This is a genomic window from Halogeometricum rufum (assembly GCF_900112175.1).
Taxonomy (GTDB): Archaea; Halobacteriota; Halobacteria; order Halobacteriales; family Haloferacaceae; genus Halogeometricum; species Halogeometricum rufum.
The window spans coordinates 500534-526891 of sequence record NZ_FOYT01000001.1 but is presented as its reverse complement, the minus strand read 5'-3'; the positions used below and the strand labels follow the sequence as shown (position 1 = coordinate 526891).

The 26358-nt window shown below is 67.5% G+C and carries 24 protein-coding genes and 2 tRNA genes; 5 read left to right on the top strand and 21 right to left on the bottom strand.

What is annotated here, in order from left to right; translation table 11 throughout:
• Positions 1-145: 145 nt before the first annotated feature.
• The 6 genes from rpsJ to BM310_RS02675 all read right to left on the bottom strand — a co-directional run bounded on the left by rpsJ (position 146) and on the right by BM310_RS02675 (position 7187).
• Positions 146-454 (bottom strand): 30S ribosomal protein S10, encoded by a 309-nt coding sequence (rpsJ, locus tag BM310_RS02700; RefSeq protein WP_006053510.1) that lies wholly within the window; start codon positions 452-454, stop codon positions 146-148.
• Entirely contained in the window at positions 455-1720 is a 1266-nt protein-coding gene (gene tuf, locus BM310_RS02695; protein WP_089804370.1) for a translation elongation factor EF-1 subunit alpha, read from the bottom strand. It abuts the gene before it with no gap.
• Between the two features lie 188 nt (positions 1721-1908).
• Positions 1909-2865: a homoserine dehydrogenase gene (locus BM310_RS02690; protein WP_089804367.1), complete on the bottom strand. Its 957-nt coding sequence runs from the start codon at positions 2863-2865 to the stop codon at positions 1909-1911.
• The gene (locus tag BM310_RS02685; RefSeq protein ID WP_089804365.1) at positions 2862-3416 is read right to left on the bottom strand and encodes an amino acid-binding protein; all 555 of its coding nucleotides are present in this window, start codon (positions 3414-3416) and stop codon (positions 2862-2864) included. The genes BM310_RS02690 and BM310_RS02685 overlap by 4 nt, the downstream gene beginning before the upstream one ends.
• Positions 3417-3683: 267 nt before the next feature.
• Positions 3684-4859 carry a sensor histidine kinase gene (locus tag BM310_RS02680; protein WP_089804363.1) on the bottom strand — a complete coding sequence of 392 codons (1176 nt, stop codon included), beginning with the start codon at positions 4857-4859 and terminating at the stop codon, positions 3684-3686.
• A gap of 138 nt (positions 4860-4997) precedes the next feature.
• Entirely contained in the window at positions 4998-7187 is a 2190-nt protein-coding gene (locus tag BM310_RS02675) for an elongation factor EF-2 (protein ID WP_089804361.1), read from the bottom strand.
• Between the two features lie 199 nt (positions 7188-7386).
• On the opposite strand from BM310_RS02675, the gene BM310_RS02670 reads away from it, so the two are divergent.
• Entirely contained in the window at positions 7387-8157 is a 771-nt protein-coding gene (locus tag BM310_RS02670; RefSeq protein ID WP_089804358.1) for a DUF5781 family protein, read from the top strand.
• Between the two features lie 128 nt (positions 8158-8285).
• On the opposite strand, the gene BM310_RS02665 is transcribed toward BM310_RS02670, so the two are convergent.
• The 9 genes from BM310_RS02665 to BM310_RS02625 all read right to left on the bottom strand — a co-directional run bounded on the left by BM310_RS02665 (position 8286) and on the right by BM310_RS02625 (position 18820).
• Positions 8286-8900, bottom strand: a complete 615-nt coding sequence (locus BM310_RS02665) for a 30S ribosomal protein S7 (protein ID WP_089804356.1) — start codon at positions 8898-8900, stop codon at positions 8286-8288.
• Complete coding sequence (locus BM310_RS02660) at positions 8900-9328, bottom strand: 30S ribosomal protein S12 (protein WP_008386999.1); 429 nt, start codon at positions 9326-9328, stop codon at positions 8900-8902. The genes BM310_RS02665 and BM310_RS02660 overlap by 1 nt, the downstream gene beginning before the upstream one ends.
• Positions 9329-9507: 179 nt before the next feature.
• Positions 9508-10503 (bottom strand): mechanosensitive ion channel family protein, encoded by a 996-nt coding sequence (locus BM310_RS02655; protein ID WP_089804354.1) that lies wholly within the window; start codon positions 10501-10503, stop codon positions 9508-9510.
• A gap of 66 nt (positions 10504-10569) precedes the next feature.
• Positions 10570-10989 (bottom strand): NusA-like transcription termination signal-binding factor, encoded by a 420-nt coding sequence (locus BM310_RS02650; protein WP_089804352.1) that lies wholly within the window; start codon positions 10987-10989, stop codon positions 10570-10572.
• 3 nt (positions 10990-10992) lie between these two features.
• Positions 10993-12252, bottom strand: coding sequence for a DNA-directed RNA polymerase subunit A'' (gene rpoA2, locus BM310_RS02645; RefSeq protein ID WP_089804350.1), 1260 nt, complete (start codon positions 12250-12252; stop codon positions 10993-10995).
• A complete protein-coding gene (locus BM310_RS02640; protein ID WP_089804348.1) occupies positions 12245-15175 on the bottom strand; it encodes a DNA-directed RNA polymerase subunit A' in 2931 nt (976 codons plus the stop codon). The genes rpoA2 and BM310_RS02640 overlap by 8 nt, the downstream gene beginning before the upstream one ends.
• Before the next feature lie 13 nt (positions 15176-15188).
• Positions 15189-17021 (bottom strand): DNA-directed RNA polymerase subunit B, encoded by a 1833-nt coding sequence (gene rpoB / locus BM310_RS02635; RefSeq protein WP_089804345.1) that lies wholly within the window; start codon positions 17019-17021, stop codon positions 15189-15191.
• Between the two features lie 3 nt (positions 17022-17024).
• Positions 17025-18596 (bottom strand): DNA-directed RNA polymerase subunit B'', encoded by a 1572-nt coding sequence (locus BM310_RS02630; protein ID WP_089804342.1) that lies wholly within the window; start codon positions 18594-18596, stop codon positions 17025-17027.
• A complete protein-coding gene (locus BM310_RS02625) occupies positions 18593-18820 on the bottom strand; it encodes a DNA-directed RNA polymerase subunit H (protein WP_089804341.1) in 228 nt (75 codons plus the stop codon). Before BM310_RS02625 ends, BM310_RS02630 begins: the two co-directional genes overlap by 4 nt.
• Before the next feature lie 347 nt (positions 18821-19167).
• On the opposite strand from BM310_RS02625, the gene BM310_RS02620 reads away from it, so the two are divergent.
• Both BM310_RS02620 and BM310_RS02615 read left to right on the top strand, forming a co-directional pair.
• Positions 19168-19240: transfer RNA gene (locus BM310_RS02620), tRNA-Asp, on the top strand.
• A 14-nt stretch (positions 19241-19254) separates the two neighbouring features.
• A tRNA-Asp gene (locus tag BM310_RS02615) sits at positions 19255-19327 on the top strand.
• A 211-nt stretch (positions 19328-19538) separates the two neighbouring features.
• On the opposite strand, the gene BM310_RS02605 is transcribed toward BM310_RS02615, so the two are convergent.
• Genes BM310_RS02605 through BM310_RS02595 form a run of 3 tightly spaced genes read right to left on the bottom strand, consistent with a single transcriptional unit; the run spans position 19539 to position 21386 of the window.
• Positions 19539-19910, bottom strand: coding sequence for a fluoride efflux transporter FluC (locus tag BM310_RS02605; protein WP_089804339.1), 372 nt, complete (start codon positions 19908-19910; stop codon positions 19539-19541).
• Entirely contained in the window at positions 19907-20248 is a 342-nt protein-coding gene (locus BM310_RS02600; protein ID WP_089806969.1) for a fluoride efflux transporter FluC, read from the bottom strand. Before BM310_RS02600 ends, BM310_RS02605 begins: the two co-directional genes overlap by 4 nt.
• Positions 20249-20270: 22 nt before the next feature.
• A complete protein-coding gene (locus BM310_RS02595; protein ID WP_177232578.1) occupies positions 20271-21386 on the bottom strand; it encodes an ATP-binding protein in 1116 nt (371 codons plus the stop codon).
• 81 nt (positions 21387-21467) lie between these two features.
• Between BM310_RS02595 and BM310_RS02590 the strand changes: the two genes are divergently transcribed.
• On the top strand, positions 21468-21938 hold the full coding sequence (locus tag BM310_RS02590) for a DUF7382 domain-containing protein (RefSeq protein WP_089804336.1): 471 nt from the start codon (positions 21468-21470) through the stop codon (positions 21936-21938).
• 45 nt (positions 21939-21983) lie between these two features.
• Here the strand turns inward: BM310_RS02590 and BM310_RS02585 are convergent, their stop codons facing one another.
• On the bottom strand, positions 21984-23294 hold the full coding sequence (locus BM310_RS02585) for a tRNA(Ile)(2)-agmatinylcytidine synthase (RefSeq protein WP_089804334.1): 1311 nt from the start codon (positions 23292-23294) through the stop codon (positions 21984-21986).
• A 159-nt stretch (positions 23295-23453) separates the two neighbouring features.
• On the opposite strand from BM310_RS02585, the gene BM310_RS02580 reads away from it, so the two are divergent.
• Positions 23454-24431 carry a transcriptional regulator gene (locus BM310_RS02580; protein WP_089804331.1) on the top strand — a complete coding sequence of 326 codons (978 nt, stop codon included), beginning with the start codon at positions 23454-23456 and terminating at the stop codon, positions 24429-24431.
• A gap of 64 nt (positions 24432-24495) precedes the next feature.
• On the opposite strand, the gene BM310_RS02575 is transcribed toward BM310_RS02580, so the two are convergent.
• Together BM310_RS02575 and BM310_RS02570 are read right to left on the bottom strand one after the other, a co-directional pair.
• Positions 24496-24750 (bottom strand): glutaredoxin family protein, encoded by a 255-nt coding sequence (locus tag BM310_RS02575; protein WP_089804329.1) that lies wholly within the window; start codon positions 24748-24750, stop codon positions 24496-24498.
• A 91-nt stretch (positions 24751-24841) separates the two neighbouring features.
• Entirely contained in the window at positions 24842-26233 is a 1392-nt protein-coding gene (locus BM310_RS02570) for an aryl-sulfate sulfotransferase (protein ID WP_177232514.1), read from the bottom strand.
• Between the last annotated feature and the right edge of the window lie 125 nt (positions 26234-26358).

Sequence of the window (26358 nt, the reverse complement as noted above, 5' to 3'; positions counted from 1 at the left end):
TGTCGAGCGGCGACGCTCACGGACTGAGACGCGGAGAAGAACGGCGCGTGCGCCTTAGCGTCGTGGACCGCGCGAAGCGGTCAGACGTGCGCCTGTTCGTCGTCGAGCGTCGACTCGACGTGCGGGCGATGCGGGAGGAGCGTCGTCAGTCTTCGAGGACGATCTCGATGCTGACGTCGCTGGGAACCTGAATCCGCATCAGCTGGCGCAGGGCGCGTTCGTCAGCGTCGATGTCGATGAGACGCTTGTGGACGCGCATCTCCCAGTGCTCCCACGTCGCCGTCCCCTCACCGTCGGGGGACTTGCGGGCGGGAACTTCGAGGGTCTTCGTCGGCAGCGGAATCGGTCCGCTGAGGTTGACGCCCGTCTTGTTCGCGATTTCGCGGACGTCGTCGCAGATGTCGTCGAGGTCGTCCGGGCTGGTCCCGGCGAGACGAACGCGTGCCTGCTGCATCTATCGCTCGTTGACCTCGAGGACCTTCCCGGCCGCGATGGTCTGACCCATGTCGCGGACCGCGAAGGAACCGAGTTCCGGAATCTCGCCGGACGGTTCGATGCTGAGCGGCTTCTGCGGTCGCACGGTGACGACTGCCGCGTCGCCGGACTTGATGAAGTCCGGGTTCTCTTCTGCGACCTCACCCGAGGAGGGGTCGAGCTTCTGGTTGATCTCCTCGATGGTACACGCGACCTGCGCGGTGTGCGCGTGGAAGACCGGCGTGTACCCGGCGGTGATGACCGACGGGTGCTGCATGACGACGACCTGCGCCTTGAACGTCTCGGCGACCGTCGGCGGGTCGTCGGCGGGACCACAGACGTCACCGCGACGGATGTCGTCCTTGCCGACGCCGCGGACGTTGAACCCGACGTTGTCACCGGGACCGGCGCGGTCGACTTCCTCGTGGTGCATCTCGACCGTCTTCACTTCGCCGCCGACGTCCGACGGCTGGAAGGAGACGTTGTCACCGGGGTTGAGCGTACCCGTCTCGATACGTCCGACGGGGACGGTACCGATGCCCGAGATGGTGTAGACGTCCTGGATGGGGAGGCGGAGCGGCGCGTCCGTCGGCGGCTCGGCCTCCGGCAGGTCGTTGAGCGCTTCGAGGAGGGTCGGACCGTCGTACCACGACGTGTTGTCCGAGCGGTCCGCGATGTTGTCGCCCTCGAAGGCGGAGATCGGGATGTAGGTCGCGTCGTCCGAGCGGAAGCGAACCTGCTTGAGGAGCTGCTGGACCTCCTCTTTGACTTCCTTGTAGGTGTCCTCGGCGTAGTCGACGACGTCCATCTTGTTGACCGCGATGATGAGCTCGTTGATCCCCAGCGTGCGGGCGAGGAAGACGTGCTCTCGGGTCTGCGGCGCGACACCGTCGTCGGCGGCGACGACGAGGACGGCGTTGTCGGCCTGCGAGGCGCCCGTGATCATGTTCTTCACGAAGTCACGGTGGCCCGGACAGTCGACGATGGTGAAGTAGTACTCGTCCGTGTCGAACTCTTGGTGGGCGATGTCGATGGTGACACCACGCTCGCGCTCTTCGGCGAGGTTGTCCATCACGTAGGCGAACTCGAAGCCGCCCTTGCCCTTCTCTTCTGCTTCTTCTCGGTGCTGCTCGATTACGTGTTCCGGAACCGACCCTGTCTCGAACAGGAGTCGTCCGACCAGCGTACTCTTACCGTGGTCAACGTGGCCGATGATGGCCAAGTTCTGGTGCGGTTTGTCACTCATGGATAGGTCACGCGCTAAGGCGCTCTGTGGTGCCTGCTTTGGCCTGAATGCACTAAAACCATTTCGATACGTACACGCGCCGAGACGGCCGCGTATCGCGTTTCTTGGGAGCGTATCGCACGAATGCGAACGCGTGCCACGACCCGTGCAGTTCGCTCGATAGGGCGTCCGAGCCGGCGGTCTGCCGGTCAGTCGAGCCGGCCGACGTCCGACAGCACCGCCGACGCCGTCTCCGGACCGCCCGCGCCGCGACCGCTGATGTTCAACTGGCCCGCGTGTTCGGTCTCCAACTGGACGATGTTGCGCGTCCCCGAGACGGCGAGCGCGGCGTTCTGCGGCACGAGTCGCGGGCTGACGCGCACGCTGTCGGGCGTGGCCTCGCCGATGAGTCGAATCGTCTGTCCCTCGTCGGCCGCGAGTTCCAGCGCGCTGCCGGGCACGTTCGTGATGCCCTCCACGTCGGCGTCTGCCAGCGTGTACTCCCGTTCGCCCTCGGCGAGGACGTTCGAGAGGATGACGCACTTCAGCGCCGCGTCGGTCCCTTCCACGTCGAAGGAGGGGTCGGCCTCGGCGACGCCGAGGTCCTGCGCCTCCGCGAGGACGTGTTCGTAGTCCAGCCCCTCGGTGGCCATCCGCGAGAGGACGAAGTTGGCCGTCCCGTTGAGGACGCCGCGCGCGGCGGAGACGTGCGACGGCGAGAGGTCCTCGATGGTCGAGAGGACGGGGATGGCGCCGCCGACGGTGGCCTCGAAGCGCACCGCGCCCTCGCTCTCGCGTTCGAGCGCCATCACGTCCGCGTAGCGCTCTGCGACCGGTCCCTTGTTCGCCAGCACCACGTCGGCGTCGCGTTCGAGCGCGTGGCGTACGTGCGAGAAGCCGGGTTCGGCGTCGCCGAGCGTCGTCGGCGTCGCCTCCACCAGCACGTCGTAGTCGGCCGAGAGCGCGTCCTCGGGGTCCGCGCCGCCGACGACGCCCTCGTCGTTCTTCCGCGCGAGCGCGGACGCCGCGTCCACGCCGTCGGCGGCGACGGCGGCCGAGGACGAGTCGGCGAACGCGGTCACGGTGTGGCCGTACGACGCGGCGAGTTCGACGACCGACCCGCCGACGGCGCCGGCGCCGAGGACGGCGAGGCGCTTGCCGCTCATAGGCTCGCCTCCGTGAGGGGTTCGACGACGTGCAGGTCTTTCTCGGCCGCCACCTCGCGAATCACGTCGAGGGCGGCTTCGGTGCGGCCCGTGTGGGTGGCGAGCCGCAGGCTCGCGCTCGACACGTCGTCGCGGCCCTCGGGCGCGTTCAGCGAGACGTCCGAGAGCGACGCCGACGAGCACTGCTCGATGCGCCGGAGCGTGTCCGAGAGGTCGGTGTCGACGAGGTGGCCCACCAGCACGACGGTGAGCGTCTCGCCGTAGTGTTCCGCGCCGGCCTGGATGACGTTCACCCCCTCCGAGCGGAGCGCGTCGACGATGGTGTCGAAGCGGTCCGGCGGGCACTCTAAGTCCACCTCGACGGGGATGCGGCCGCGCGGCGTCAGGTTCCCCCGCTCGTGGAATATCGAGAGGAGGTTGCCGCCGTTCTCCGCGATGGGGCGCAGCGCGGCGAGGAGCTGGCCCGGTTCGTCGGCCAGTTCCAGACGGACCGTGTGCGGCTTCGGCTGTTCGCCGCCGTCCGTCTCCGGGACGGACTCCGCGTCGGTCATCGCCGCACCTCCGCGACACGCCCTGTCGGTGTTGTCGGCAAGGAGAGACTGCGCTGTGGCTCCGTACCGATGCGTGCCGGGCGGTGTGACCCCGTCAGCATACTATCGACCACTCGGTGCGCGCGTTATAAGCCTTCGTCGGTTGCAAATCTGTCCGGCGTTTGGTGTCACGTGACGACGAGGTGGCGCGCGTCGAAGAAAGAAAGAGAGAAACGCCGGCAACCGTCGCCGCGGGTCCGAGCCGGGACCGAGCGTTCCGACGCGCGGCTACGCTCGCGGGAAGTCGAGCGAGACGACCGCGCCGCCCCCCTCGCGGTCCGCGAAGGAGAGCCCCGCGCCGTGCGCCGAGGCGACGGCCTCGACCACCCAGAGACCGAGTCCGCTACCGTGGGTGAGCTGCGTTATCTCGGCGTCGCCGGTGACGACGTCGCGTTCGTGTTCCGGGATGCCCGGACCGTCGTCGGCGACGCGGAGTTCGACGCGGTCACTCGTCGCGAAGACGCCGAGTTCGACCGACGGGCCGCCGTGGTCCGCGGTGTCACGAGACCCCGTCCGACTACCCGCCGAACCGTGCTCGACGGCGTTGTCCACCAGTTCGTCGAGCGCCGTCCGGAGGCCGTCGCTGGCGCGGACCGGTGCCGCCTCCTCCGCGACGTTGACGTTGACCGTCGCCTCGGGGTGTCGCTCCCGCGCGTCGGCCGCCGCGGCCCTGACCACGTCGGTGAGGTCCGTCGGGACGTAGTCGTCGGCGTCGCGTTCCTGCGCCCTGACGATGGCCTTCGCGCCGTCGGCGAGGTTGCTCACCTTCTCGGAACTGCGCTGGAGCGCCGCCGCGGAGGCGGCGAGTCCGTCGTCGTCCTCGGCGGCACCGGCGACGATGTCGGCGTGGCCGGTGAGCACCTGCGCCTCGTTGCGGAGGTTGTGCCGGAGGACGCGGTTCAGGACGGCCGTCTGCCGGCGCTGGCGGGCGAGTTGCTCGGCGCGGACTCGGCGGGCGTCGTAGACGCCGATGACGACGTGCGCCGCCGCGCCGATGGCCAGCAGGTTCCCGACGGTGAACGTCGACGCGGCGACGCCGTCCGCGAACGCCCCCTGCGTGGCGGCGTGAGCCACCATCACGCTTCCGAGGACGACGACGCCCAACAGGTTCCAGACCGCGATTCTGACCGCGTTGCGGTCGCCGAAGCGACTCCAGTAGAGGAGCCCGCCGGCGGCGACGAGTCCGACGGAGACGACCGACCCCACGAGCGCCAGCACCGCGACGAGCGCGTCCCCGGGGCCGCCCAACAGGGGCGTGAAGTTCGGAATCAACAGGACGAGTCCGGTCAGCGTGACGACGCCGCTGGCGGCGACCCGAACGGTCGAGGCGGACTGCGGCGCGACGGCCTCGGGCGGCGAGCCGAATCCGACCCGTTCGGCGAGTGTGAGAACCCTCGTGAGCATACGGCCGAACAGAGCGGGTGAGAGAGAATGTATCCTTCGGGTGAATTATCGAATCGAATAACTGAACGGCGCTGGGCCGACGGTCGCCGCACGTCGTGCGGCGGCGAATCGGTGCCGGAGCGCCGGCACCGGGCGGTCTCAGAACTGGTCGATGGACTGCGGCAGTTCGAGCTTCATGCCCTTCCGCTCGCGGATGTCCATGATGATCTCGCGCTGGAGGTTGTCCGCGAGGACGCGGAAGCCGGCGTTCTCGGTGTTCCACGACGCGCGACCCTCGGTCGCAGAGCGGATGTCCGAGGAGAAGCCGATCATCTCTTCGACGGGCGCGATGCCCTCGATGACCATGAGGTCACCCTCCTGGTACATGTCGTCCACGCGGCCGCGGCGACCCTGAATCTCGCCGGACGCAGAGCCCATGTGCTCGGACGGAACGTCGATGCGGACGTTCTGGATGGGTTCGAGCATCTTGATGTCGGCGTCGATGAGCGCGCGGTGGACGGCTTCGCGGACCGCGGGGATGACCTGTGCGGGACCGCGGTGGATGGTGTCCTCGTGGAGTTTCGCGTCGTGCAGGCGGAGCAGCGACCCCTGCACGGGTTCGGCGGCCAGCGGACCGTCGTCGAGCGCCTCTTCGAGACCCTCGATGACGAGTTCCATCGTCTCGTTCAGGTGCTGGATACCCTTCGTGTCGTCGATGAGGATGTTCGTCCCGTGGATGTGCTCGACGTTCTGGGAGGTGTCCTTGTCCATGCCGGCCTCCTGCAGCGCCTCGCGGCGCTCCAGTTCGGGCATGTCCATCGAGACTTCGCCGAGCTTGATCTGGTCGACGATGTCCTGCGAGAGGGGTTCGACCGTGATGTAGAACTTGTTGTGGCGGTTCGGCGAGACGCCCTCGACCTCGCGGGAGGCGTTCTGCGCCGCCTCGCGGTAGACGACGATGGGTTCGCCCGTCACGACCGGGATGCCCTGGTTCTTCTGGATGCGCTGGGTGATGACCTCGAGGTGGAGTTCGCCCTGCCCGCTGATGAGGTGCTCGCCCGTGTCCTCGTTAATCTCGACGCGGATGGTGGGGTCCTCCTTGGCGACCTGCTGGAGCGTCTGGATGAGCTTCGGCAGGTCGTCCATGTTCTTCGCCTCGACGGACTTCGTGATGACGGGCTCGGAGATGTGCTCGATGGACTCGAACGGCGTCATCTCGACGGAGGAGACGGTGGAACCGGCGATGGCGTCGCGGAGGCCCGTGACGGCCGCGATGTTCCCCGCGGGGACGCCGCGGTCGAGTTCCTCGCGTTCGCCGCCCATGAAGATACCGACGGACTGGACGCGGTTCTTGCCCGCGGTCCCGGAGACGTACAGCTCCTGTCCCTTCTTGATGGTGCCCGAGAAGACGCGACCGGTCGCGATTTCGCCCGCGTGCGGGTCCATCCCGATGTCGGTCGCCATGAAGACGACTTCGCCGTCGTCGTCCACTTCGCGCATCTGCTTTGCGAGTTCGGTCTGGTCGTCACCGCGCCAGACGCGGGGGATACGACGGGGCTGCGCATCGAGCGGGTCGGGGAAGTGCTCGGCGACCATGTCGAGGACGACGTCCGACAGGGGCGTCCGCTCGTGGAGTTCCTGCCGCTTGCCGTCCTGTTCGAGTTCGATGATGTCGCCGAACGACATGCCCGTCTCCTGCATCGACGGGAGCGAGACGCCCCACTTGTAGAGGGCGGACCCGAAGGCGACGGTGCCGTCCTCGACGGAGACGGTCCAGTCGTCCACGTCGTCCATGTCCTGCGTCATCCCGCGGATGAGTTCGTTGACGTCGCCGATGACGTCGGTGAGGCGCTGCTGCATCTCCTCGGGACCCTCCTGCAGTTCCGAGATGAGGCGGTCGACCTTGTTGATGAACAGCGCGGGCTTGACGCCCTCGCGGAGCGCCTGCCGGACGACCGTCTCGGTCTGCGGCATCGCGCCCTCGACGGCGTCGACGACGACGAGTGCACCGTCGACGGCGCGCATCGCACGCGTCACGTCGCCACCGAAGTCGACGTGGCCCGGCGTGTCGATGAGGTTGATGAGGTGATTCCGGTCGTTGTACTCGTGCGTCATCGAGACGTTCGCCGCGTCGATGGTGATACCGCGTTCCTGCTCGTCTTCCTCGGTGTCCATCATGAGGCGCGTCGCCTCACCCTCGTCGGCGATCATCCCCGCACCGGCGAGGAGGTTGTCGGTGAGTGTCGTCTTTCCGTGATCGACGTGAGCAGCGATGGCGATGTTCCGGATCTGCTCCGGCTTGTCCATCAACTTCTCACATTCCTGGACGATTTTCTTGCGTCGGCCCATTATACAGACCCGTACCGGCAGGAGGGTCAAAAGGGTAGTGTTTTGCCGGTGGCGAAACGGCCGCGTACGCGCCGTTCTCGGCGTGGTATGTCCCTTTTTGACACAATCGCGCTCGGACGGGACCGCACGGCTGGCGAAGCCGGCAGACCCGTCACTCGGCACAAGAGTCTTTGTTGCGCGGACTATGGTAACGGTACGCATGGATCTCCGAGTGCTCGGGTCCGCGCCGACGGACCCGTTTCTCAGCGCCGCCGACCTGTTCGAGACGGAGTACGACCTCGACCGACCCGTCCACGTCAGCGTGCGCGACGACCCCGACGAACGGACCTGGGCCGCACACTACGACGACAGACACGAACTGAACATCTCCCGACAGGCCGCCACGAGCGCGATGGGTCGCGAACTCGTCCTGCACGAACTCTCGCACATGGTCCGCAACGAGGAGCGCCACGCCTCGCACGTGCAGTCGACGGAGGAAGCGCTCTACCTCGCGCTCTCGGGGCGGTCGGTCGAACGGCGGAAGCTGGCGCACTGCTACCAGATAGCGAACCACATGAAGGACATCTACGCCGACGACATCACCCTCTCGCTGGGGCCGACGGAGAAACTCGTCCACTTCCTCGAATCGGAGTTGGCGCGGGCCGTCGCCGCCAACCCGGGGCCCTCGCCGTGGCCGGACTCCCGCCTCGTCACCGCGAACGCCGACCCGGAGATAACCGCCGTGAACGCCGCGTTCGCCCTCGCACTCGTCGAACGGCACGACCTGGTCGACCCGGACCACCGCATCTACGACCTGGCCCACGCCGCCGCCGACGACGCGCCGAGCGTCGAACTCCCCGCGTTCAAAGAGCGCTTCCGGTCGCTGGCGGCGGACCCCACCGAGAGCGACTACCGGAAGGCGCTCGTCGACGTGACCCGGGCGTACGCCGTCGAGACGACCGAACGCGGCGGGCCGGCGGCGGCCGACTGAACGAACGAGGGGAGGAAACCGACCGGTGGAGAGGGGACCGAACGGCTCGCCGAAACGAACGCTCGCCGCGGACGAACGGCGGCACCGCTACGCGGTCGAGAACGGAGAGAGGGAGAGAGACTGCGCGACTACCGGGCCGCTTCCGCGACGCGTTCGCGCTCTTCTTTCTGGCTGATCGCGTACGTCTGTACGTCGTAGTTCGACGCGCCGACGAGTTGCTGGGCGAGCGACTCGGCGGCGCTCGTCGTCGACTTGTAGGAACCGCTCGCGGTGCCGTCGGCGATGAACTTCAGCGCCTGGTCGACGCGACGCTGAGGCGCGACGTCGACGGCCTGCGGGACGGAGATGCCCCCGTACTTGAGGCGGACGGTCTCCTCGCGGGGCGCGGCGTTCTCGACGGCGGTGACGAGCACCTGAATCGGGTTCTCGTCCGTCCGCTCGTGGACGAGTTCGAACGCCTCCTTCACGATCTTCATCGTCTTCTGCTTGTGACCCGTGTTGTCCTCGGACTGCATGAGGCGGTTGACGAGTCGCTCGACGATGCTGATCTCGGACTTCTTGAACTGCTTCGACGCGTGGCGGCCCATCGTGTGCGCGATGGGCGTCACGTTGATGTACCGCTGCGTCGAGGGGTCTGCGTACTCTATCTCGACGATTTCCCAGACGCCGAACAGCTGTGCGTTCGCCGAGGCCTCCTCGGAGTCGGCCGGCGACTCCGGCTCGGGTTGGTCGCTCTCCGACATTATCGCACCGGCTTCTCAGCGTTTCCGCGGACCAGTTCGATCATCGACACGCCGTTGACCTTCTCGACCTTGTAGTTGACACCCGAGAGGTCGCCCATCGCACGACCCTTCGCCCCGCCGATGCCGGCGATGGTGACTTCGTCGTGTTCGTCGATGAACGAGATGGCGCCGTCGCCGGGACAGAACGCAGTGACCTGCTTCCCGTTCTTGATGAGCTGAACACGGACGCACTTTCGGATGGCCGAGTTCGGCTGCTTTGCCTCGATACCGACCTTCTCGAGGACGATACCGCGTGCCTGCGGTGCGCCTTCGAGCGGGTCGGACTTCTTGCGAAGACCGCGTTCGCGGCGCGCGTACTCGGAGTCGGACCAGCGTCGCTTCTGCCGGTCCTGTTTGAGTTTGCGCGCGGCGTATTTGCCGTTCGCCATAGTAACACGGACTTCCCGACGGAGCTACTTAAGCCTCCCTTTTCGAATCTCGGCGAGACGGCCGCAGGTTCGATTAGCACCCCCTAAGGACGGTTCTGAGGCGGTTTCGGTGCTGGAGTTACGGCCGCTCCGAGACGAAGAGCGACTGAACGCCGCAGAGAATCGGTCGCTCCGGGGAGTCAGCGGCCGTCCTCGTCCGTCGCGTCGGGGACGAACGGACCGCCCGCAGGCGCGTCGGCGTCCGTCCCCGCCCCGTCGGGCCGGCGTTCGACCCGCCGGCCGTCCGGCAGGCCGACGTCGAGTTCACCGCTCATCTCGTGCGTCGAGGGCGGTCCGAGCGTCAGTCCCACCTCGTCGAACCGGGCTTTCACCCGCCGCCTGAACGACGAGCGGATGTCCACCAGGTCGAGGTCCATCGGGTCCGCGACCCAGAACTCCGCCCGGAGGGTGATGGCCGTCCCGCCGAGTTCCACGATGCGGGAGTTCGGCGGGGGGTCCGCCAGGATTCGGTCGTCGGTCCGGGCGACGTCGACGAGTTCCTTCAGAGCCAGTTCGACGTCGTCGTCGTAGGCGACGAACAGTCGTTCGACGTTGCGGTACTGGTCGCGCCCGTACGGCCGGTTCAGCGTGTTCGTCGTCAGTTCCGTGTTCGGGACGGTGATGGTCTCGTTGTTGAGCGTCCGGACGCGGGTGACGCGGAAGTCCACCGCCTCGACGACGCCCTCGCCGCCGGGCCACGATATCCAGTCGCCGACGTTGAAGTCGGGGTCGGAGACGAGGAACATCCCGCTTATCAGAGAGCCGATGACCTCCTGCCCGGCGACGCCGAACACCACCGTCAGCGCGGCGATGACGAGTGCGGTATTCGTAAAGACGCTGCCGTATCCCGCGCTGATGACGCCCACGACCGCCGCGAGCAAGACCACCGAGAGGTGCGCGTACGTCTCCACCGCCGAGACGACCGTGGGGTTGTTGCGGTTCCGCGACCCGACGACGCGGACCACGCCGGGAACTATCAACAGGCGGCCGACCGTGTACACCACCGCCGCGCCGAGGACGAACCCGACGGCGGTGCCGGCGAGTTGCTCGTAGGTATCGACTATCTCCTCGGGGGCCGACGGCGTCGTCTGTTGGAACCGGCCCGCGAGGCGCACGAACGCGACCGACTGCGACATGTCTCAGAAGGGAGACGGCGGACCACAAAAGCGTGTGCCCGGCGACGGCGTCGCCGGCGGCGACGGCTACGTCAACTGGATGTCGTCCACGCCGTAGTGTCGTTCGGCGAGCGTCCGGGCCGTCTCGATGTTCCGGCCCTCCTTGCCGATGGCCACGCCGCGGTCTTCGCTCGCGACTTCGACGTAGGCCACGCGGTCGTCCTGTTCGGAGATGGTCACGTGGCGGACGGCGGCGGGTGCGAGCATGCTCTCGACGAACGCCTCCGCGGTGTCGGCGTTCTCGACGAGTTCGACCGACCGACCGAGTTTCTCCTCGACGGCGTGGACGTGCTGTCCGCGCGGACCGATGGCCTGTCCCATCTGCCCGGCGGCGACGAGGATGACCACGCGGTCGTCGAACACGAGGCAGTCGCGAGCGACCGCCTCGGTCTCGTCCTCGAAGAGGGCGATGTAGCGCCGTGCCGTGTCCGACAGCGTGACAGTCATGCGTCAGTCGTCGGAGGGTTCGGGTGCGGCCGCGTCCGTCTCGACGTCGACGTCGGCGTCGCTCGACGCCTCGATGGACCCCATCCGGAGGTCCACGTCGCCGGTCCCGATGGAGATGGGCTTGCCGACGATGACGTTCTCGATGACGCCGTCCAGGTCGTCCTCCTCGCCGTGGATGGCGGCGTCGAGCAGGTGGTTGACCGTCACCTCGAACGCCGCACGGGCGAGGACGGAGTCCTTCGACCCCGAGATGCCGTGGCGGCCGATGGACTCTATCTCGCCGCGGTTCGTCATGATGTCGGCGACGAGCATCAGGTGCCGGACGTTCACGTCGTCGAGACCCTGTTCGCGGAGCGTGTTCATCGTCTCGTCGATGATGGCCTCCCGCGCCGCCTCGATGCCGAGGTTGCGGTGAATCTCGTGGATGTTGTTACTCGTCGTGCGCGAGGCGTCCACGCCCTCGATGGAGAGCACGTCGCCGAACGCCGACCCCTCGGTGTAGAGGACGAATTCCTCCTCGTCGGTGTCCTCGTTCTCCTCCTTCCGGATGACGACGCGCGTGATGTCCTCGATGCCCTTGAAGACGATGTCGCGGAGTTCCTCGACCAACTGGAGGAGACGCCGGTAACTCGGCGACTCGGGACCGAACTCGACGACGGTGCCCGAGCGCTGCGTCGTCACGCCGAGAGCGTCCTCGATGGTCTCTGCGATCTCCTGTGCGACGGTGTCCACGTCGTTCACCGTGGGCCACCGCTCCATCAGGGTGTCCTCGTTCAGGTCGATGCGGACGACCATGTCGGCGACGTTCGTCGATACGTCGCCGAGTGCGAGAATCTTCGTCGCCTCCATCGACCAGACGACCTCGTGGGCGCGTTCGCGTTCGGTGGCGTACTCGCCCTCGAGGAACACCGTCATCATCGGCGTGTCCGGCGTCTTCCGCGCGTCCACCAGTTCGATGAGGCGGGGGAGCCCCTGCGTCACGTCGATCTCGGCGACGCCCGCGTAGTGGAACGTGTTCATCGTCATCTGCGTCCCCGGCTCCCCGATGGACTGCGCGGAGACGGTGCCGACGGGGTCCAGCGGGTCCACGCGGGTGTCGAGGTAGCGCGCCTCGACGGCCTGCGCTATCTCGTCGGCCTGTGCGGCCGGGACGCCCTCACGCGCCTCGATGGTCTCGTAGATCTCTATCTTCAGTCGTCGAGGGATGTCGCGGTCCTCGACGAGCGCTTCGATGTCGTCCGTCACGTGTTCGTACTCAGTCATCTGATTGGACCTCCGTGCCCTGCGCCTTGTCGAGGCCGGGGCCGGCGTACTCGGAGAGGTTCGTCGGCGGTTCGCGGCGTCCGAGGAAGCGCTCTTTCTCCTCGGCGGAGTTGAACTCGGCGTCCACGACGCGGTCGGCGATGTTCTCCACGTCGATGCCGTCCGTGTCGCTGGAGGAGACTTTCACGGGCGAGGTGCCGTCCTCGCCGAACTCGAACTGGACGATGGTGCCCGAGGTGTCGCGGACGGTGCCGTCGTACTGCGCCTCCAGTTCGGAGAGCGCGTTGATGAGACGACGCTGCAGGTAGCCGGACTTCGACGTCCGGACTGCCGTGTCCACGAGGCCCTCGCGGCCACCCATCGCGTGGAAGAAGAACTCCCGCGGCGTCAGGCCGCCGCGGTAACTGTTCTCCACGAAGCCGTGCGCGTCGGCCGAGAGGTCACCCTTCTGGTAGTGGCTGAGCGTGCGCCCCTCGTACCCGCGGTTGATTCGCTCGCCGCGAACTGCCTGCTGGCCGACGCAGCCGGCCATCTGCGTGAGGTTCAGCATCGACCCACGCGCACCGGAGCGGGCCATGACGACGGCCGGGTTGTCGTCGGTGAAGTGGTCGTCGGCGATTTCGCCGGCGGAGTCACGCGCCTTGCCGAGTTGCTGCATGATCTTCATCTCCAGCGTCTCGTCGACGGTGCGGCCCGGCAGCGACTCCAGTTCGCCCGCCTCGTAGATGTCGATGAGTTCCTCGACGCGTTCGTAGGCGCTTCCGATGGCCTCGTCCACCTGCTCGCCGGCCTCCGCCGGAATCGACTCGTCGTCGATACCGATGGAGAACCCGAAGTGCATGATGGCGCGCATCGCCAGCGAGGCGACTTCGTTGATGAACACGCGGGCGCGGGTCTTCGAGTACATCTTCGCCAGCGTGTCCACGACTTCGCCGCCGAACGCGCCGACGGCGTCCTCGTCGATGGTCCCCTCGATCAGCTGACCGTCCTCGATGACGACGGCGTCGCCCGTCGAGGAGGTGAACTCGAGGTTCAGGTCGTCCGGCAGCAGTTCGCTGAACAGTTGCTGCCCCGTCCAGTACGGCCGGCCGTCCTCGCGTTCGCCCGCGGGTTCGGGGAGCGTGTCGATGCTCGTCGCGCGGAGCAGGTCCAGCGCCTGCGTCTCCGTGAAGTGGGGGTTGCCGTTCGTCAGCAGGTACGTCCCGGAGATGTGGTCCTGAATCGCGCCGATGATGTTCTCTCCGAAGCGCGGGCTGAGAATCTGCTCCTGGACGCGCATGAGGACGCGCGCCTCGGCGCGAGCCTCCTCCGTCTGGAGGGCGTGCATGTTCATCTCGTCCCCGTCGAAGTCGGCGTTGTACGGGGGACAGACGACGGTGTTCAGTCGGAACGTCTTGTACGGCATCACGACCACCTCGTGGGCCATGATGGACATCCGGTGCAGCGACGGCTGGCGGTTGAAGATGACGATGTCGCCGTCGATGAGGTGTCGGTTGACCTCCCAGCCGGCCTGCACCTTCTCCGCGAGTTCCTCGCAGTTCTTCTCGGTCACCTTCAGTCGGCGGCCGTCGGGTCGCTTGACGTAGTTCGCGCCGGGGTGGCCCTCGGGCCCGTTGCGGACGTACTGCTGGGCCTGTTCGAGGTTCCGTTCGGTCACGTTCATCGTCTGCGTCATCTCGCGGGCGACGCGTTCGGGGACGCCGACTTCGTTCAGCGAGAGCGTCGGGTCCGGCGAGATGACGGTCCGCGCGGAGAAGTTCACGCGCTTCCCGGACAGCGACCCGCGGAAGCGACCCTCCTTGCCCTTCAGGCGCTGGCTGAGCGTCTTCAGCGGACGCCCGGATCGGTGGCGTGCGGGCGGCGTGCCCGAAATCTCGTTGTCGATGAACGTCGTCACGTGGTACTGCAGCAGTTCCCACAGGTCCTCGATGATGAGTTGCGGAGCGCCCGCCTCGCGGTTCTCCATGAACCGCTGGTTGATTCGGATGATGTCGACGAGTTTGTGCGTCAGGTCGTCCTCGGAACGCTGGCCGTTGTCCAGCGTGATGGACGGCCGAGCGGTCACCGGCGGGACGGGGAGGACGGTCAGAATCATCCACTCGGGGCGCGCCCGCGAGGGGTCGATGCCGAGCGTGACGATGTCGTCGTCCGGGATGTCCTCGAACCAGTCGCGGATGTCCGAGGGCATCAGCTTGTTCATGTCCTCCTCCGTGAGGTCCACGTCCAGCGCCTTCTCCAGCTTCTTCCGGTCGTCGCCGACCGGTCGGAACTCGCCGGAGAGAATCTCGTTGACGCGCTGGAGGGCGATGCCCGTCTCGTCGGCGAGTTGCGAGGGGGCCATCCCCGTGTCGTCCTCGTCGTCCTCGTCGGGCTGCATCGCCGAGGCGATGCGCTCGGAGAAGTCGCCCGCGAGCACGTCCTGCACCTCGTAGTACGTGGTCGGCTTCTCGTGTTTGATGTCGTGCTGGGGCGCGCCGCAGTGCGGGCAGCGCTTGGCCTTCCGGGCCTGCCGGACGGCGGACTTCAGCACGTCCGTCCAGTCCTCGCCGAGTTCCTCGGTTCGCTGGAGGCTGTCGCGGAACTCCTCGGCCTCCTCGTCCGTGAGGGAGAGACGGCCGCAGTCGCGGCACGTCGAGCGGAGGAGTCGGCGGATGAGCTTCGTGAAGCCGACGTGGATGACGGGCGCGGCCAGTTCGATGTGGCCGAAGTGGCCGTTACACGACCCGGAGTGAGACCCGCAGGTCCGACACTCCAGCCCGGGGTCGATGACGCCGAGACGGGGGTCCATCAGCCCCATGTCGATGGGGTAGCCGTCGTCGTCGTAGGTGTCCGCGGTGATGACCTTCGTGGCGGACATGTCACGGTACGTCTCCGGGTCCATCAGCCCGAACTGGATGGCCCCGATCTCTTTGGGTGTCTGCATTGACATTGTTGTGTTAGACTGCGTCGTCGAGGTTCAGGCGCGGTCGGATGCCGAGTGCGATCATCTCGTCCAACAGCAGTTTGAACGCGTAGCTGATCTCAATCTCGTGGATGTTGTCCTCGTCGCCGGTGACCGGGTCGTAGATGCGGCGCTGGTCGCGGTCCTCGACGGCGACCATCCCGGTGTCCGCGGAGACGTACACCTCCTCCTTGTCGGAGGAGTCGAGCAGGCGTTCCTGCAGGACCATCGCGGCGCCGTGCCCGATGACGGTGTCGCGCTCCATCTCCCCGAGGCGGAGCCCACCCTCGCGGGCGCGACCCTCGGTCGGTTGGCGGGTGAGCACCTGCACCGGCCCGCGCGAACGGGCGTGCAGCTTGTTGCTCACCATGTGGTACAGCTTGTGGTAGAAGATGATGCCGACGAATATCTCGGCCTCGATCTTCTCGCCGGTGACGCCGGAGTACATGACCTCCTTCCCGGAGGACTTGAAGCCGTGCTCCTCCAGCGCGCTCCGGAGTTCCTCCTCGTCTTCGCCCTGGAAGGCGGTGCCGTCCACGCGGCGGCCTTCGAGCGCACCGACCTTCCCGCCGAGCATCTCCAGCACGTGGCCGACCGTCATGCGCGACGGCAGGGCGTGCGGGTTGAGGACGAGGTCCGGCACCACGCCGTCCGAGGTGAACGGCATGTCCTCCTGCGGCGCCAGGTGGCCGACGACGCCCTTCTGGCCGTGTCGGGACGCGAACTTGTCCCCGAGTTCGGGGATGCGCTGGTCGCGGACGGACACCTTCGCCAGTTTTGAGCCGTCTTCGCCCTCCATCAGCGTCACCGTGTCCACGACGCCGTTCTCGCCCGAGCGCATCGTGACGGACGTCTCGCGGCGCTTCTGCGGCGAGAGCCCGCCCATGTCGTCGGGCTCTTCGAGGAACCGGGGCGGCGACGTCTTGCCGAGGAGGACGGAGTTCTCGTCGACAACCGTCTCGGGGTTGACCAGGCCGTCCTCGTCGAGGTGGGTGTACGCGTCTTCCCCGCGCGCACCGCGCACGTCCTGACTCGGGACCTCGAAGCGGTCCTCCTGTCCGCCGGGGTAGCGGCGTTCCTCACCCTCGTAGGTGCGGAAGAAGTGCGACCGCGCCATCGCGCGGTCCACGGACCCCTTGTTCATGACGAGTGCGTCCTCGATGTTGAACCCCTCGTAGGACATCACGGCGACGGTGAAGTTCTGCGCCGCCGGGCGCTCGTCGAAGCCGATCTGTTCGGTCGTCTGCGTCTTCACCATCGACAACTGCGGGTAGTGCAGGAGGTGCTGACGCGTGTCGGGGCGGATGCGGTAGTTCGCCGACGGCAGGCCGAGCGACTGCTTCATCATCCCCGCGCCCATGGTGATGCGCGGCGACGCGTTGTGCTCGGGGTACGGAATCATCCCGGCGCCGATGCCGAAGATGAGTTGCGGGTCGATTTCGAGGTGCGTGTGGTCCTCGTTCAGGTCGTCCTCGTCGACGGCGACGTAGATGTCCTCCTCCTCCTCGGCGTCGATGAACTCGATGTACCCGCGGTCGATGAGGTCCTCGAAGTCGAGTTCGTCGTTCTTGACGGCCGAAATCTCCTCGTCGGAGAGGAGCGGTTCGCCGTCCTCGACGACGATGAGGGGGCGGCGGGCGCGGCCCGCGTCGGCGTTGATGATGACCTCGCGGGTGCGCTCCTTGACGGAGACGTTCACCATCGCGCTCACGTCGCCGCGGCGACGCGCCTCCCGGATCTGTTCGGCGAGCTGTTCGGGGTCAGGGTGCGTCCCGACCAGACTTCCGTTGACGTACACCTTCGCTTCGCGTTGCTGAGTCTGAGCCATTGTTTAGTCGTCCGCGGGCGTGTTCGTGGGGTCGGGGCCCTCGATGCCGGGGATGCCTTCGACGCCCATCGACGCCAGTTCTCGTTTGAGTCCCTGTTCGTCCTCGATGTTCTGCGACAGCTCCATCGCCTGCGCGAAGTTCTTCACGAGCCCGCAGTTCGGTCCCTCCGGCGTCTCGGAGGGGCAGATGCGACCCCACTGGGTCGCGTGCAGGTCGCGGGCCTCGAAGTGCGGCTGACTCCGCGAGAGCGGACTGCGGAGACGGCGCAGGTGGGACAGCACGCCCATGTAGTCGGTCCGGTCGACGAGTTGGGAGACGCCCGAGCGTCCGCCGACCCAGTTCCCGGTGGCGATGGGGTGTTCGAGCCGTTCGGTCAGCACGTCCGAACGGACGACGGTGTTGACCGTCAGTTGCCGGTTACGCATGTTCGCGCGTTCGAGCTGGTACTTCACGTCGCGGGCCAGCTTGTTCAGCGCCGTCCGGAACAGGTCCTTCATCAGGTCGCCGGACACCTTCAGGCGCTTGTTGGCGTAGTGGTCCTTGTCGTCGGAGTCGCGGCGTTCCAGCGCGAGTTCGAAACACGCCTCGGCCATCCGGCAGAGGTAGAACGCCTTGTTGATGCGGACGTCCTCCTCCTCGACGCCGTCCTCGTGGAGGTGCGGGAGGAGGTAGCGGTCGATGACGTAGTTCGCGCGTTTCAGCTGGTAGTTCTTGCCCTGCCCGCTGGCGACGCGCTTGCCGAGGCTCTCGATGGCCTCGGCTTCGGTCTGAACCTCGGCTTCCTCGAGGTTCTCCAGCATGTACTTGACGATTTCGGGGTCGTCGGAGACGCGGTGGACGATCTCCTCGTCGGACTCCAACCCGAGTGCGCGCACGAGCGTGACGAACTCGACGCTGCCGGAGACCGAGGGGAACGACACCTCGAGGATGCCCTCGCGGTTCCGTTCACAGAGGACGAGCGCTCGGTAGCCGCGGCGCTGAGAGAACGTCTTCGCCACCTGAATCTCGTCGCCGTACTTCGTGTCGTACTCGGCGAGAATCTTGTTCGGCGCCAGGTCCTCGGAGGTCATCAGCACCCGCTCGGAGCCGTTGACGATGAAGTAGCCGCCGGGGTCGACGGGGTCCTCGCCGATTTCGACGAGTTCCTCGTCGGTGAGCCCCGCGATGTTGCACTTCGTGGAGCCGACCATGATGGGCATCCGACCCACCTTGGTCTCGGTCGTGTCGACGACGACCTCTTCCTCCTCCTCGCCGCCGCGGACGATGGACATCTCCATGAACACGGGGGCGGCGTAGGTGATGTTGCGCAGGCGGGCCTCCTGCGGGAACAGGAGTTCCTCGGAGCCGTCAGCCTCGCGGACGCGGGGGGTCTCGACGCGGATGTCACCGAGTTCGACGAAGACGGGTTCCTCGCCCTCCTTGTCGCCGATGTCCGTGTCGATGGTCGCCTTCTCGCTGACGACCTCCTGCATGCCCCGTTCGAGGAAGTTGTTGAACGAACGGAAGTGGTGTTCTGCGAGCCGTTCCTGTGAGAAGTACTGTCGTGATACCGCGCGTCGGTCCTGTCGGTTCATTCGATCACCAGTCGGTATGTGACCGCTGTGTCCGTGGTCCGGGAGTCACGGACGATTTTGACGACGTCGCCCAGTTCCGCGTCGTCGGGCGCCGCCGGGTCGGTTCGCTTGATCTTCGGAAGGTTCGTGCGCTTGACGTCGTACTCGTCCAGCATCTCCTGTACCTCCTCTTCCTCGAGGAGGATGTGCTCTGGAACGAGCTTGTGTTGGCTTACGTCTACCATGTATGGGTGGGGGAAGAAGTTCTCACGAGATACTACAGGCTAATTCGGAAGCGACCCATTTAACGCTTGCCAACTGGGTTCGAGAAGCGCCGCTCTTCGTCACGAGTACCCCCAGCACTCGCGTTGCCGTGAACAACGCAAGAATCGGATAAATGCCTTCCGGCGACTGCAGGTCGTGAACTCGCTCGCGCAGCATCGGGAGACGCCTCGTACGTCGGCACGTGTCGCCGAGAGACGAGGTTCCCATCCGGTCAGCCGGCGGGGGCGAGTGACGCGGGAGTCGCTACCACGCGGGTTCCAGATGATAAGTCTTAATTAGTGAACCGCGTTACGGAGGAGTAGAGCAAGCCCGGATGGTGTAGTGGCCCATCATACGACCCTGTCACGGTCGTGACGCGGGTTCAAATCCCGCTCCGGGCGCTAGCTCTCTGCGTGCCCGGATGGTGTAGTGGCCCATCATACGACCCTGTCACGGTCGTGACGCGGGTTCAAATCCCGCTCCGGGCGTTTCTGACGCGAACTACTCTCCGAGCACCGCGTAGCGTGTGATCGGTATCCGTGAGCGTCGAAATGTACTACGAAGGGATTTGAACACCAGCAGTCGCACGCCCGGGAGCGCAGCGAAGCGAGCACCCCGGAACGTCTGTGCCGGGTTCAAATCCCGCTCCGGGCGTCCTGTGACTCTACTTCCTTCGGCGAGGCGTCGTTCCCGGAGCGGTCACACCAGTTCGACCAGTCCGCCGCCGACGGCGACGCCGAGAAGCGCGGCGAGGAGCGTCCCGAGCGCGTACCGTACCGCCCGCCCTCGTTCCCCGTCTGTCGCGTCCTCGGCGACGCTCACGGCGAACGAGGAGAAGGTGGTGAACGCGCCGCAAAACCCCGTGCCGAACACCGCCACCGCCGCCGCGGAGGTCGGCGAGGCGACGAGAGCGCCGAGCGCGACGCTGCCGAGGACGTTCACCGCGACGGTGCTCCGGCGCCCGCCCGAGAGCGCGCGGTCGACGCCGTACCTGGCGAGTGCACCGAGCGTCCCGCCGAGGCCGACGAGCACCGGCACGGGAAGGGCCGCGAAGGGTTCGAGAGCGGTCATCTGAGCCGTCCCCCGACGGAGAGGCCGAGGACCGCGGCGGCGAAGCCGAGCGCGTAGTTCGCGCCGACGTTCACCAGTCCCCACCGCGGCCCGAGCGCCGCCGTCTGGACGGCGAACGTGCTGTAGGTCGTAAAGGAGGAGAGCAGGCCCGTGCCGAGGAGGAGGCGGACGTGGTGTCGTCGGACGACGACGAGAAGCGCACCGAGCGCGAAACTGCCGAGGACGTTCACCGCGAGGGTGCCGCCGACGCCCGGCACCGCGACGTCGACGCCGTACCTGAGCACCGCGCCGACGAAGCCGCCCGCCGCGACGAGGAGCGGGTCGAACCTGTGTTCCATCGCTGCCCCCTCGCTCACGCGGTCACTCGGCCGTTTCGGTTCCGGCCGAATCGGCCACCGTCTCGACGTCGCTCGCTCGGGGGCTGTCGCCGCCGTGCGGCGTGTCCCGGCCGCGAACGCGAACGTCGTACGCGGCTTCGGCCGTGTCGTCCACGACGAGCGCGTCGCCCGGTCGGGAGGGGAGTCGGTCGCCGACGCCCGTCGAGAGGTACGTCGGGTCGGCGGCGGTCAGCGCCCGCACGTCGGGCCCGGCGGTGAGTCGGTGGACGACTCGGAGGTCGGCCTGCGAGAGGGCCACGTCGGGGAGCGCGCTGGGTCGCTGCGTCGCCGCGACGAGCGACACGCCCGGCGCGCGCCCCCGCGTGAGAATCGTCCGGAGTGCGGGCGCGGCGAGGCCGTCGAAGAAGACGTGCGCCTCGTCGAGCAGCAACCACGGCAGGCGAGCGACGGCGTCGCGGACGCGGGCGTCGTACAGCGTCCGCGCGACGGCGTAGGCGACGGCGTTCGCCGGCGCGGGGTCGAGTCCGGCGCAGTGGAGGACGGTGACGTCCGGACCGCACAGCGTCGTCGCGGTCAGTCCGTCGGGGTCGAAGACGCCCCACGACGCCGCCCGGCGGAGGCGGTTCTGCACCGCACGCACCGTCTCGGGCGCGACGTTCGCGGATTCGGCGGGGACTTCGGCGAACGCGCGCATCGCCGCGAGCGTCGCCGTCTCGCTCGCGGCCCGCCACACCATCGACCCGACCGGCGAGTCCGGGTCGCAGCCGACGAGTTCGGGCCACGCCGACGGCGGAATCGCGTCGGCCCGGACGGTCGGCGTGCGGACGACGCGGGCGTCGAAGTCCGCCGACTCGACGAGGCCGTCGAAGACGCCCACGGGGTCGAGGACGACGGGCGCGACGCCCGACGCGCGGCCCACTCCCTCGGCGAGGACGCCGAGCGTGTGGGACTTCCCGTAGCCGCGCTTGCCGACGACGAGGGCGGCGTGCGGACCGTCGACGTCGATTCCGACCGGTGCGCCGTCGCTGCCGTCGCGGGCGCGGTGGTGCCCGAAGCGGGCGACCGGACGGGAGCGATTCGAGAGCGTCGCCGCGTCCGTCGACTCGTCGCCGTCGGTCCGTCGGCCGAGAACGTCCATCTCCATGCCGCGGTCTGGTCGCGCCTTCGGACTTGAACCGTCGGCCGGAGGTTTATATACCGAGACGGGACCAGCCACGCCATGCTCGACGAACTCCGACGGTTCGCCGCAGACGACCGCGCGATAGAGGGACTCCCGATTCGCCTCGTCGTCGCCCTCGTGGTGGGCGTGGCGACGATGAGCGTGATGCTGAACATGCTCTCGGGCGTGCAGGGACTCGCCGTCACCGAACTCGACGTGAAGCCGACGCCCGACGTGATGACGCTCGACGGCGAGACGGCCGGCGAACGGGACGTCTCGCTCCTCGTCGTCGACCCCGACGGCGACCCGGTGGAGGGGGCGACGGTCGTCGTGAAGGACGGCACCGCGGACATCGACGGCGTGGCGACGAACGAGACGGGGCCAGACGGGACTGCGACGGTCACGCTCGCGCCCGACCTGCGCTCGAATCAGGAGGACGGAACGCTCGTCGTCGACGTGAAACCGCCCGCCGGGAGCCAGTTCGTGGACCGCCGCGCGAACACCGAGATACTGGTCGTGGCGTCCCGATAGTCGCGGCGTCCCGGCCGCCGACCGCTCCACGGCGACTCGAAGGCGTCACCGCTCGGGGTGGACCGTCGCGTCGAATCCGCCGCGAATCAGCGGTTTGGCCACGTGACGCCGGGCGCAGGGCGGGACCTCGTACCACCCGCGTTCGACGTCGCGGTCCACCTCGGCTTCGACTCTACCGGGGGCCGTCGTCCCGCAGTCGCGGCACCGATAGCCCTGATTCCGTCCCGCACTCTCCATCGTCCGGTCGCAGTCGAGGCAGGTGGGCGTCACCAGTTCGGTGCGGTTCAGCGAGCGAACGGCGAACTTCTCCAGTTTCAGCGTCCCGTCGGTGAACTCGCCGCAGACGGTCAGTTCGTCGCCCGGTCGGAGCGCCCGCACTCGGTCGCGGAAGCGCTTCGTCGGTTCGAAGGCGGCGCAGGTGACGGCGTCGGCACCGTCGCTCGCGGTGTCATCGCCGTCGCCCGCACTCGCCTCCGGCGGGGCGAGTTCGAAGAAGACGTGGCCGCCGCGTCTCGTCTCCGGGTCCGAGGCCACGACGCCGTCCACGCGGTACGCGCCGTCGGCTTCGAGTTCGTCCAGCGACCCCTCGCGGAGGTGGACGTCCGTCCCCTGGTTCGTGAGGAACGTCGCGCGCCGTTCGACGGGTTCGGACTCGATGGCGGCCGACAGCGACGCCACCGCGTCGGCGTCGTCGCCGCGGATGCCGTGCAGGATCGGACCGGGCGCGTTCGGCACGCAGACGGCCTGTCCCTCGACGGTGTCGACGGTGTCCCACGCCGCCGGGTAGTGGTCGGCCGCCGCGTCGAACACCGAGTCGCGGTCCACGTCGCGGGGCGTGCCGCACCGGTCGAACTCGCGGTAGGCGATGTGCTCGTACGTCCACTCGTCGAGGGCGGCCCACGCGCCGACGGCCGCGAGCGCCCCGATTCGGCCGCGGCCGCCGTCCCACCCGCGGTGGGCGTACCCCGCCGCCTCGGCGAGTTCGACGGCGTCGTCGGTGGCGACGAGCGAACGAATCGCGCGGGTGGTGAACGACGACACGTCGGCCGGCACCGCCGCGGGGTCGCCGGGGGCGACGACGACGCCGGGACTCGTCCGCGGGTCGTCCGTCTCCGCCAACGGTTCGAGTTCGTCGACGGCGAGGGCGAGGGCGTCTTCGGGGTCGAGGTCGGTGTGGAGGGCGAGGGCGGCGTTGCCGCGCGTCTTGTACTCGACGGCGGGGTTGAGGCGGACGAGGAGGCGACGGTCGACGCGGCCGCCGGCCGCCTCGATGGCGTCCGCGACCAGCGTCGCGAGGTACGTGGTGCACATCCCGCGCTCGCGCGAATCGGTGTCGTCCAGCCCAACGACGGTCATGTCCACCCGTACCGTCCCCGCGGAGTAACCCCTTTCGAGTCGTTACCGCGACGCGCAAGCGCTATATAACGATGTCGGTGGCTACGGAGTCTAATCGGGAGACGGGGGAGTGAGAGAGCCCCAAAACAGCTATATGTCCCAAATCGCTTATCTACCGGTATGTCTCGGTCAGCTCTGGTTGGAAACATCACAGCGATGCTGGAAGACGCCGGGTTCGTCGTCAGCGACCGCTGTGCCATCCGGCCCAAGAGCTTCGACCTCGCCGCCCGTCGCGGCGAGGACCTGACCCTCCTGAAGGTTCTCGGCAACATCGACGCGTTCGACGCGGCGACGGGCGCGGAGATGCGGCGTCTCGGCGACTACCTCTCGGCGACGCCGCTCGTGGTCGGACTGCGCACTCGCGACGAGGACCTGAAGCCGGGCGTGGTGTACTTCCGACACGGCGTCCCGGTGATGAACCCGGACACCGCGATGGACCTGTTCATCGAGGACGTACCGCCGCTCATCTACGCCGCGCCCGGCGGCCTGTACGTCAACATCGACGGCGACTTGCTCGCCGACGAACGGCAGGAGCGGGGATGGAGTCTCGGCCGACTGGCGACCGAACTCGGCGTCTCGCGCCGGACCGTCTCGAAGTACGAGGACGGCATGAACGCCAGCATCGAAGTCGCGATTCACCTCGAAGAGCTGTTCGACCAGCCGTTCTCCAGTCCGGTGTCCGTCCTCGACGGCGCCGAAGAGGTCCGCGACGCCGAACCGACGCCCGACGACCCCGACGCGGACCCGGACGACGAACACGTCGTCCACATCCTCACGCGGGCGGGGTTCACCGTCCACCCGACCGCCCGAGCGCCGTTCAAGGCCGTCAGCGAGGACGACGACAGACGCTCGGACCAGATACCGATGCTCACGGGCCACTCCGCGCTCACCCGGAGCGCGAAGAAGCGCGCCCGCATCATGTCCTCGCTCGGCGAGGTGACGCGCACGCGGTCGGTCTACTTCACCGAGGAGCAGTCGAAGCGCGACTCCGTGGAGGGGACGGCGCTCGTCAGCTGTGACGAACTCGCCGCCATCGACGACCCCGACGTGATTCGGGACCTCATCCGCGAACGCGCCGGCGAACCGGGCGAAGCCTGACCGGCGCGTCGGGGAGCGCGAGCGCTCGGGCGACGCCCTCGCTCCAAAAGCTGGACCAAAAACGTTAGCTCGCGTTCCCGTACGTCTCTTCCAGGTACGCCACGATGTCGTCGCTCTCGGGCATCCCCTCGACGTCGTGTGCTTCGTCCACGAGGACGGGGACGCCCGTCTGTCCGCTGATCTCTTTCACTTCCGTCCGCTCGCCGTGCGACCGCGGGACCGTGACGGAGTCGTACTCCAGTCCGAGGTCCGAGAGCGTGTTCTTCACTTTCGCGCAGTAGGGACAGCCGTCCACTTCGTACAGAGTGAGATTCGCCATCGGCGGCGACTACGAGTCGGCCGATAAAGAGTCCGGTGGTCGCGTGCGCCGGAGATGCACAGCGCGGGTCGACGGCGGCGGCGAGTGCGGGTCAGTCGCGCCGGTAACTCTGCACCGCCGTGACGATGCGCCGTCGCCCGGCGACGAGTTCCGTTCCGCCCCAGACGAGTCCGACCAGGAGGGCGGTGATGGCCCAGACGAAGTCCCACCCGGACATCCACACGGGGCGGAGCCACGGGGTGACGTGCGACCACCGCGTCGCGAACTCGTTCATCGGTTCTTCGAGGACCGTCCCCGAGAACGTCGCGCGCATCCGCCCGGCGAAGCCGACGCCCTCGCCGGACCCGGCGGTGAGGTTCGCGCTCCCGGTGATGGCGTACTTCCCGCTGGCGTTCATGTCGCGGATGGTGGGTCCGTTCGAGGACTCGTCGCCGTGGGCGACGCGTTCGGCGTCGTAGGGACCCCAGGTGGCGTAGTACTCCCAGACGACTTCGCCGGTCGGCGTGATTTCGACGACGCGGTGGTTCAGCGTGTCCACGACCAGCGTGTTGCCGTTCGGCAGGCGGTCGGCGTCGCGCGGCCAGTTGAGCGTGTTCTGGCCGACCGTCCACGTGCGGACCCACTCGCCGTTCTCGCGGGCGTACTCGACGATGCGGTTGTTCCCGCTGTCGGCGACGATTATCGTCGGCGTCCCGTTGTCGCTCAGCATCCAGTCGGGGTTGTGCTGTTCGTTCATCACCGAGTAGTCGTCGTCCTCCCCGAGGCGGTAGGTGATGTTCTTCGTCTCCATGTCCACGACGACCACCTGGTCGAAGTTCCGCGGCGAGAGCATCAGTTTCCCGTCGCCGATGGGGTCGACGTCGTTGACGTGCGACCAGTCGGCGTTGTGCCCGCCGTCGGTGTTCTCCGGGTAGTGGTTCTTGAAGTACCACTCCCACGTCACCTCCTCGGTGGTGCGGTTGTAGACGAAGATGCGGTCGTTGCTTGTTTTCGACGAACTGTTCCACTCGCGCATGTTGGCGACGACGATTTCGTCCTCGCTCAACACGTCCACGTCGTGCGTGTCCGTGATGTTGAACCGCTTCTGCCAGACGCGTTCCTGCGTCTCGGGGTTCAACTCGTAGACGACGGTCTGTCCGGCGCGCGGCGAGGAGACGAGGAGGTTGCCGTTCGGCATCGGGTCCACGTCGAAGAACCACGCGCCCTTGTCGACGGAGTCGTTGTGGACCCACTGCGTCTGCCCGCGTTCGCCGACGGAGATGAGGCGCGCCGGCTTCTTCCGGTTCGTGTTACCTTGGAAGGTGTACCCCTGCACGCTGACGATGGTGGACCCGTTCGCCGGACTCGTCACCGTCCCGCGGGTGAGCGTCGTTTCGTCGTTCGAGTCGTACGTGACCGCCGACACCGCCGCCGGCGTCACGAGCGCGACGACGAGGACGAGTGCGACCACCCGCAACGCCGTCTTTCGGGAGGGCGTATCCATCACTACTCTGAGGTCACCCGTCTGAGAGGTGAATCTCTTGCGGTCTCCGACGGGCGCTGTGACTCGGCGTCAACCGATGGGAGACGACAGTTCGAAGACACGACGCGGCGGCGAGCGGAGAACGA

Bases quoted from the DNA above. Each gene is read 5' to 3' on its own strand.
- BM310_RS02625 (WP_089804341.1), bottom strand. From the start codon at position 18,820: ATGGTAGACGTAAGCCAACACAAGCTCGTTCCAGAGCACATCCTCCTC.
- BM310_RS02605 (WP_089804339.1), bottom strand. From the start codon at position 19,910: ATGACCGCTCTCGAACCCTTCGCGGCCCTTCCCGTGCCGGTGCTCGTC.
- rpoA2 (WP_089804350.1), bottom strand. From the start codon at position 12,252: ATGACTGAGTACGAACACGTGACGGACGACATCGAAGCGCTCGTCGAG.
- BM310_RS02575 (WP_089804329.1), bottom strand. From the start codon at position 24,750: ATGGCGAATCTCACTCTGTACGAAGTGGACGGCTGTCCCTACTGCGCG.
- rpsJ (WP_006053510.1), bottom strand. From the start codon at position 454: ATGCAGCAGGCACGCGTTCGTCTCGCCGGGACCAGCCCGGACGACCTC.
- BM310_RS02670 (WP_089804358.1), top strand. From the start codon at position 7,387: ATGGATCTCCGAGTGCTCGGGTCCGCGCCGACGGACCCGTTTCTCAGC.
- BM310_RS02680 (WP_089804363.1), bottom strand. From the start codon at position 4,859: ATGCTCACGAGGGTTCTCACACTCGCCGAACGGGTCGGATTCGGCTCG.
- BM310_RS02690 (WP_089804367.1), bottom strand. From the start codon at position 2,865: ATGAGCGGCAAGCGCCTCGCCGTCCTCGGCGCCGGCGCCGTCGGCGGG.
- BM310_RS02630 (WP_089804342.1), bottom strand. From the start codon at position 18,596: ATGAACCGACAGGACCGACGCGCGGTATCACGACAGTACTTCTCACAG.
- BM310_RS02675 (WP_089804361.1), bottom strand. From the start codon at position 7,187: ATGGGCCGACGCAAGAAAATCGTCCAGGAATGTGAGAAGTTGATGGAC.
- BM310_RS02665 (WP_089804356.1), bottom strand. From the start codon at position 8,900: ATGTCGGAGAGCGACCAACCCGAGCCGGAGTCGCCGGCCGACTCCGAG.
- BM310_RS02685 (WP_089804365.1), bottom strand. From the start codon at position 3,416: ATGACCGACGCGGAGTCCGTCCCGGAGACGGACGGCGGCGAACAGCCG.
- rpoB (WP_089804345.1), bottom strand. From the start codon at position 17,021: ATGGCTCAGACTCAGCAACGCGAAGCGAAGGTGTACGTCAACGGAAGT.
- BM310_RS02660 (WP_008386999.1), bottom strand. From the start codon at position 9,328: ATGGCGAACGGCAAATACGCCGCGCGCAAACTCAAACAGGACCGGCAG.
- BM310_RS02655 (WP_089804354.1), bottom strand. From the start codon at position 10,503: ATGTCGCAGTCGGTCGCGTTCGTGCGCCTCGCGGGCCGGTTCCAACAG.
- BM310_RS02590 (WP_089804336.1), top strand. From the start codon at position 21,468: ATGCTCGACGAACTCCGACGGTTCGCCGCAGACGACCGCGCGATAGAG.
- BM310_RS02585 (WP_089804334.1), bottom strand. From the start codon at position 23,294: ATGACCGTCGTTGGGCTGGACGACACCGATTCGCGCGAGCGCGGGATG.
- tuf (WP_089804370.1), bottom strand. From the start codon at position 1,720: ATGAGTGACAAACCGCACCAGAACTTGGCCATCATCGGCCACGTTGAC.
- BM310_RS02600 (WP_089806969.1), bottom strand. From the start codon at position 20,248: ATGGAACACAGGTTCGACCCGCTCCTCGTCGCGGCGGGCGGCTTCGTC.
- BM310_RS02640 (WP_089804348.1), bottom strand. From the start codon at position 15,175: ATGCAGACACCCAAAGAGATCGGGGCCATCCAGTTCGGGCTGATGGAC.
- BM310_RS02595 (WP_177232578.1), bottom strand. From the start codon at position 21,386: ATGGACGTTCTCGGCCGACGGACCGACGGCGACGAGTCGACGGACGCG.
- BM310_RS02650 (WP_089804352.1), bottom strand. From the start codon at position 10,989: ATGACTGTCACGCTGTCGGACACGGCACGGCGCTACATCGCCCTCTTC.
- BM310_RS02580 (WP_089804331.1), top strand. From the start codon at position 23,454: ATGTCTCGGTCAGCTCTGGTTGGAAACATCACAGCGATGCTGGAAGAC.
- BM310_RS02570 (WP_177232514.1), bottom strand. From the start codon at position 26,233: ATGGATACGCCCTCCCGAAAGACGGCGTTGCGGGTGGTCGCACTCGTC.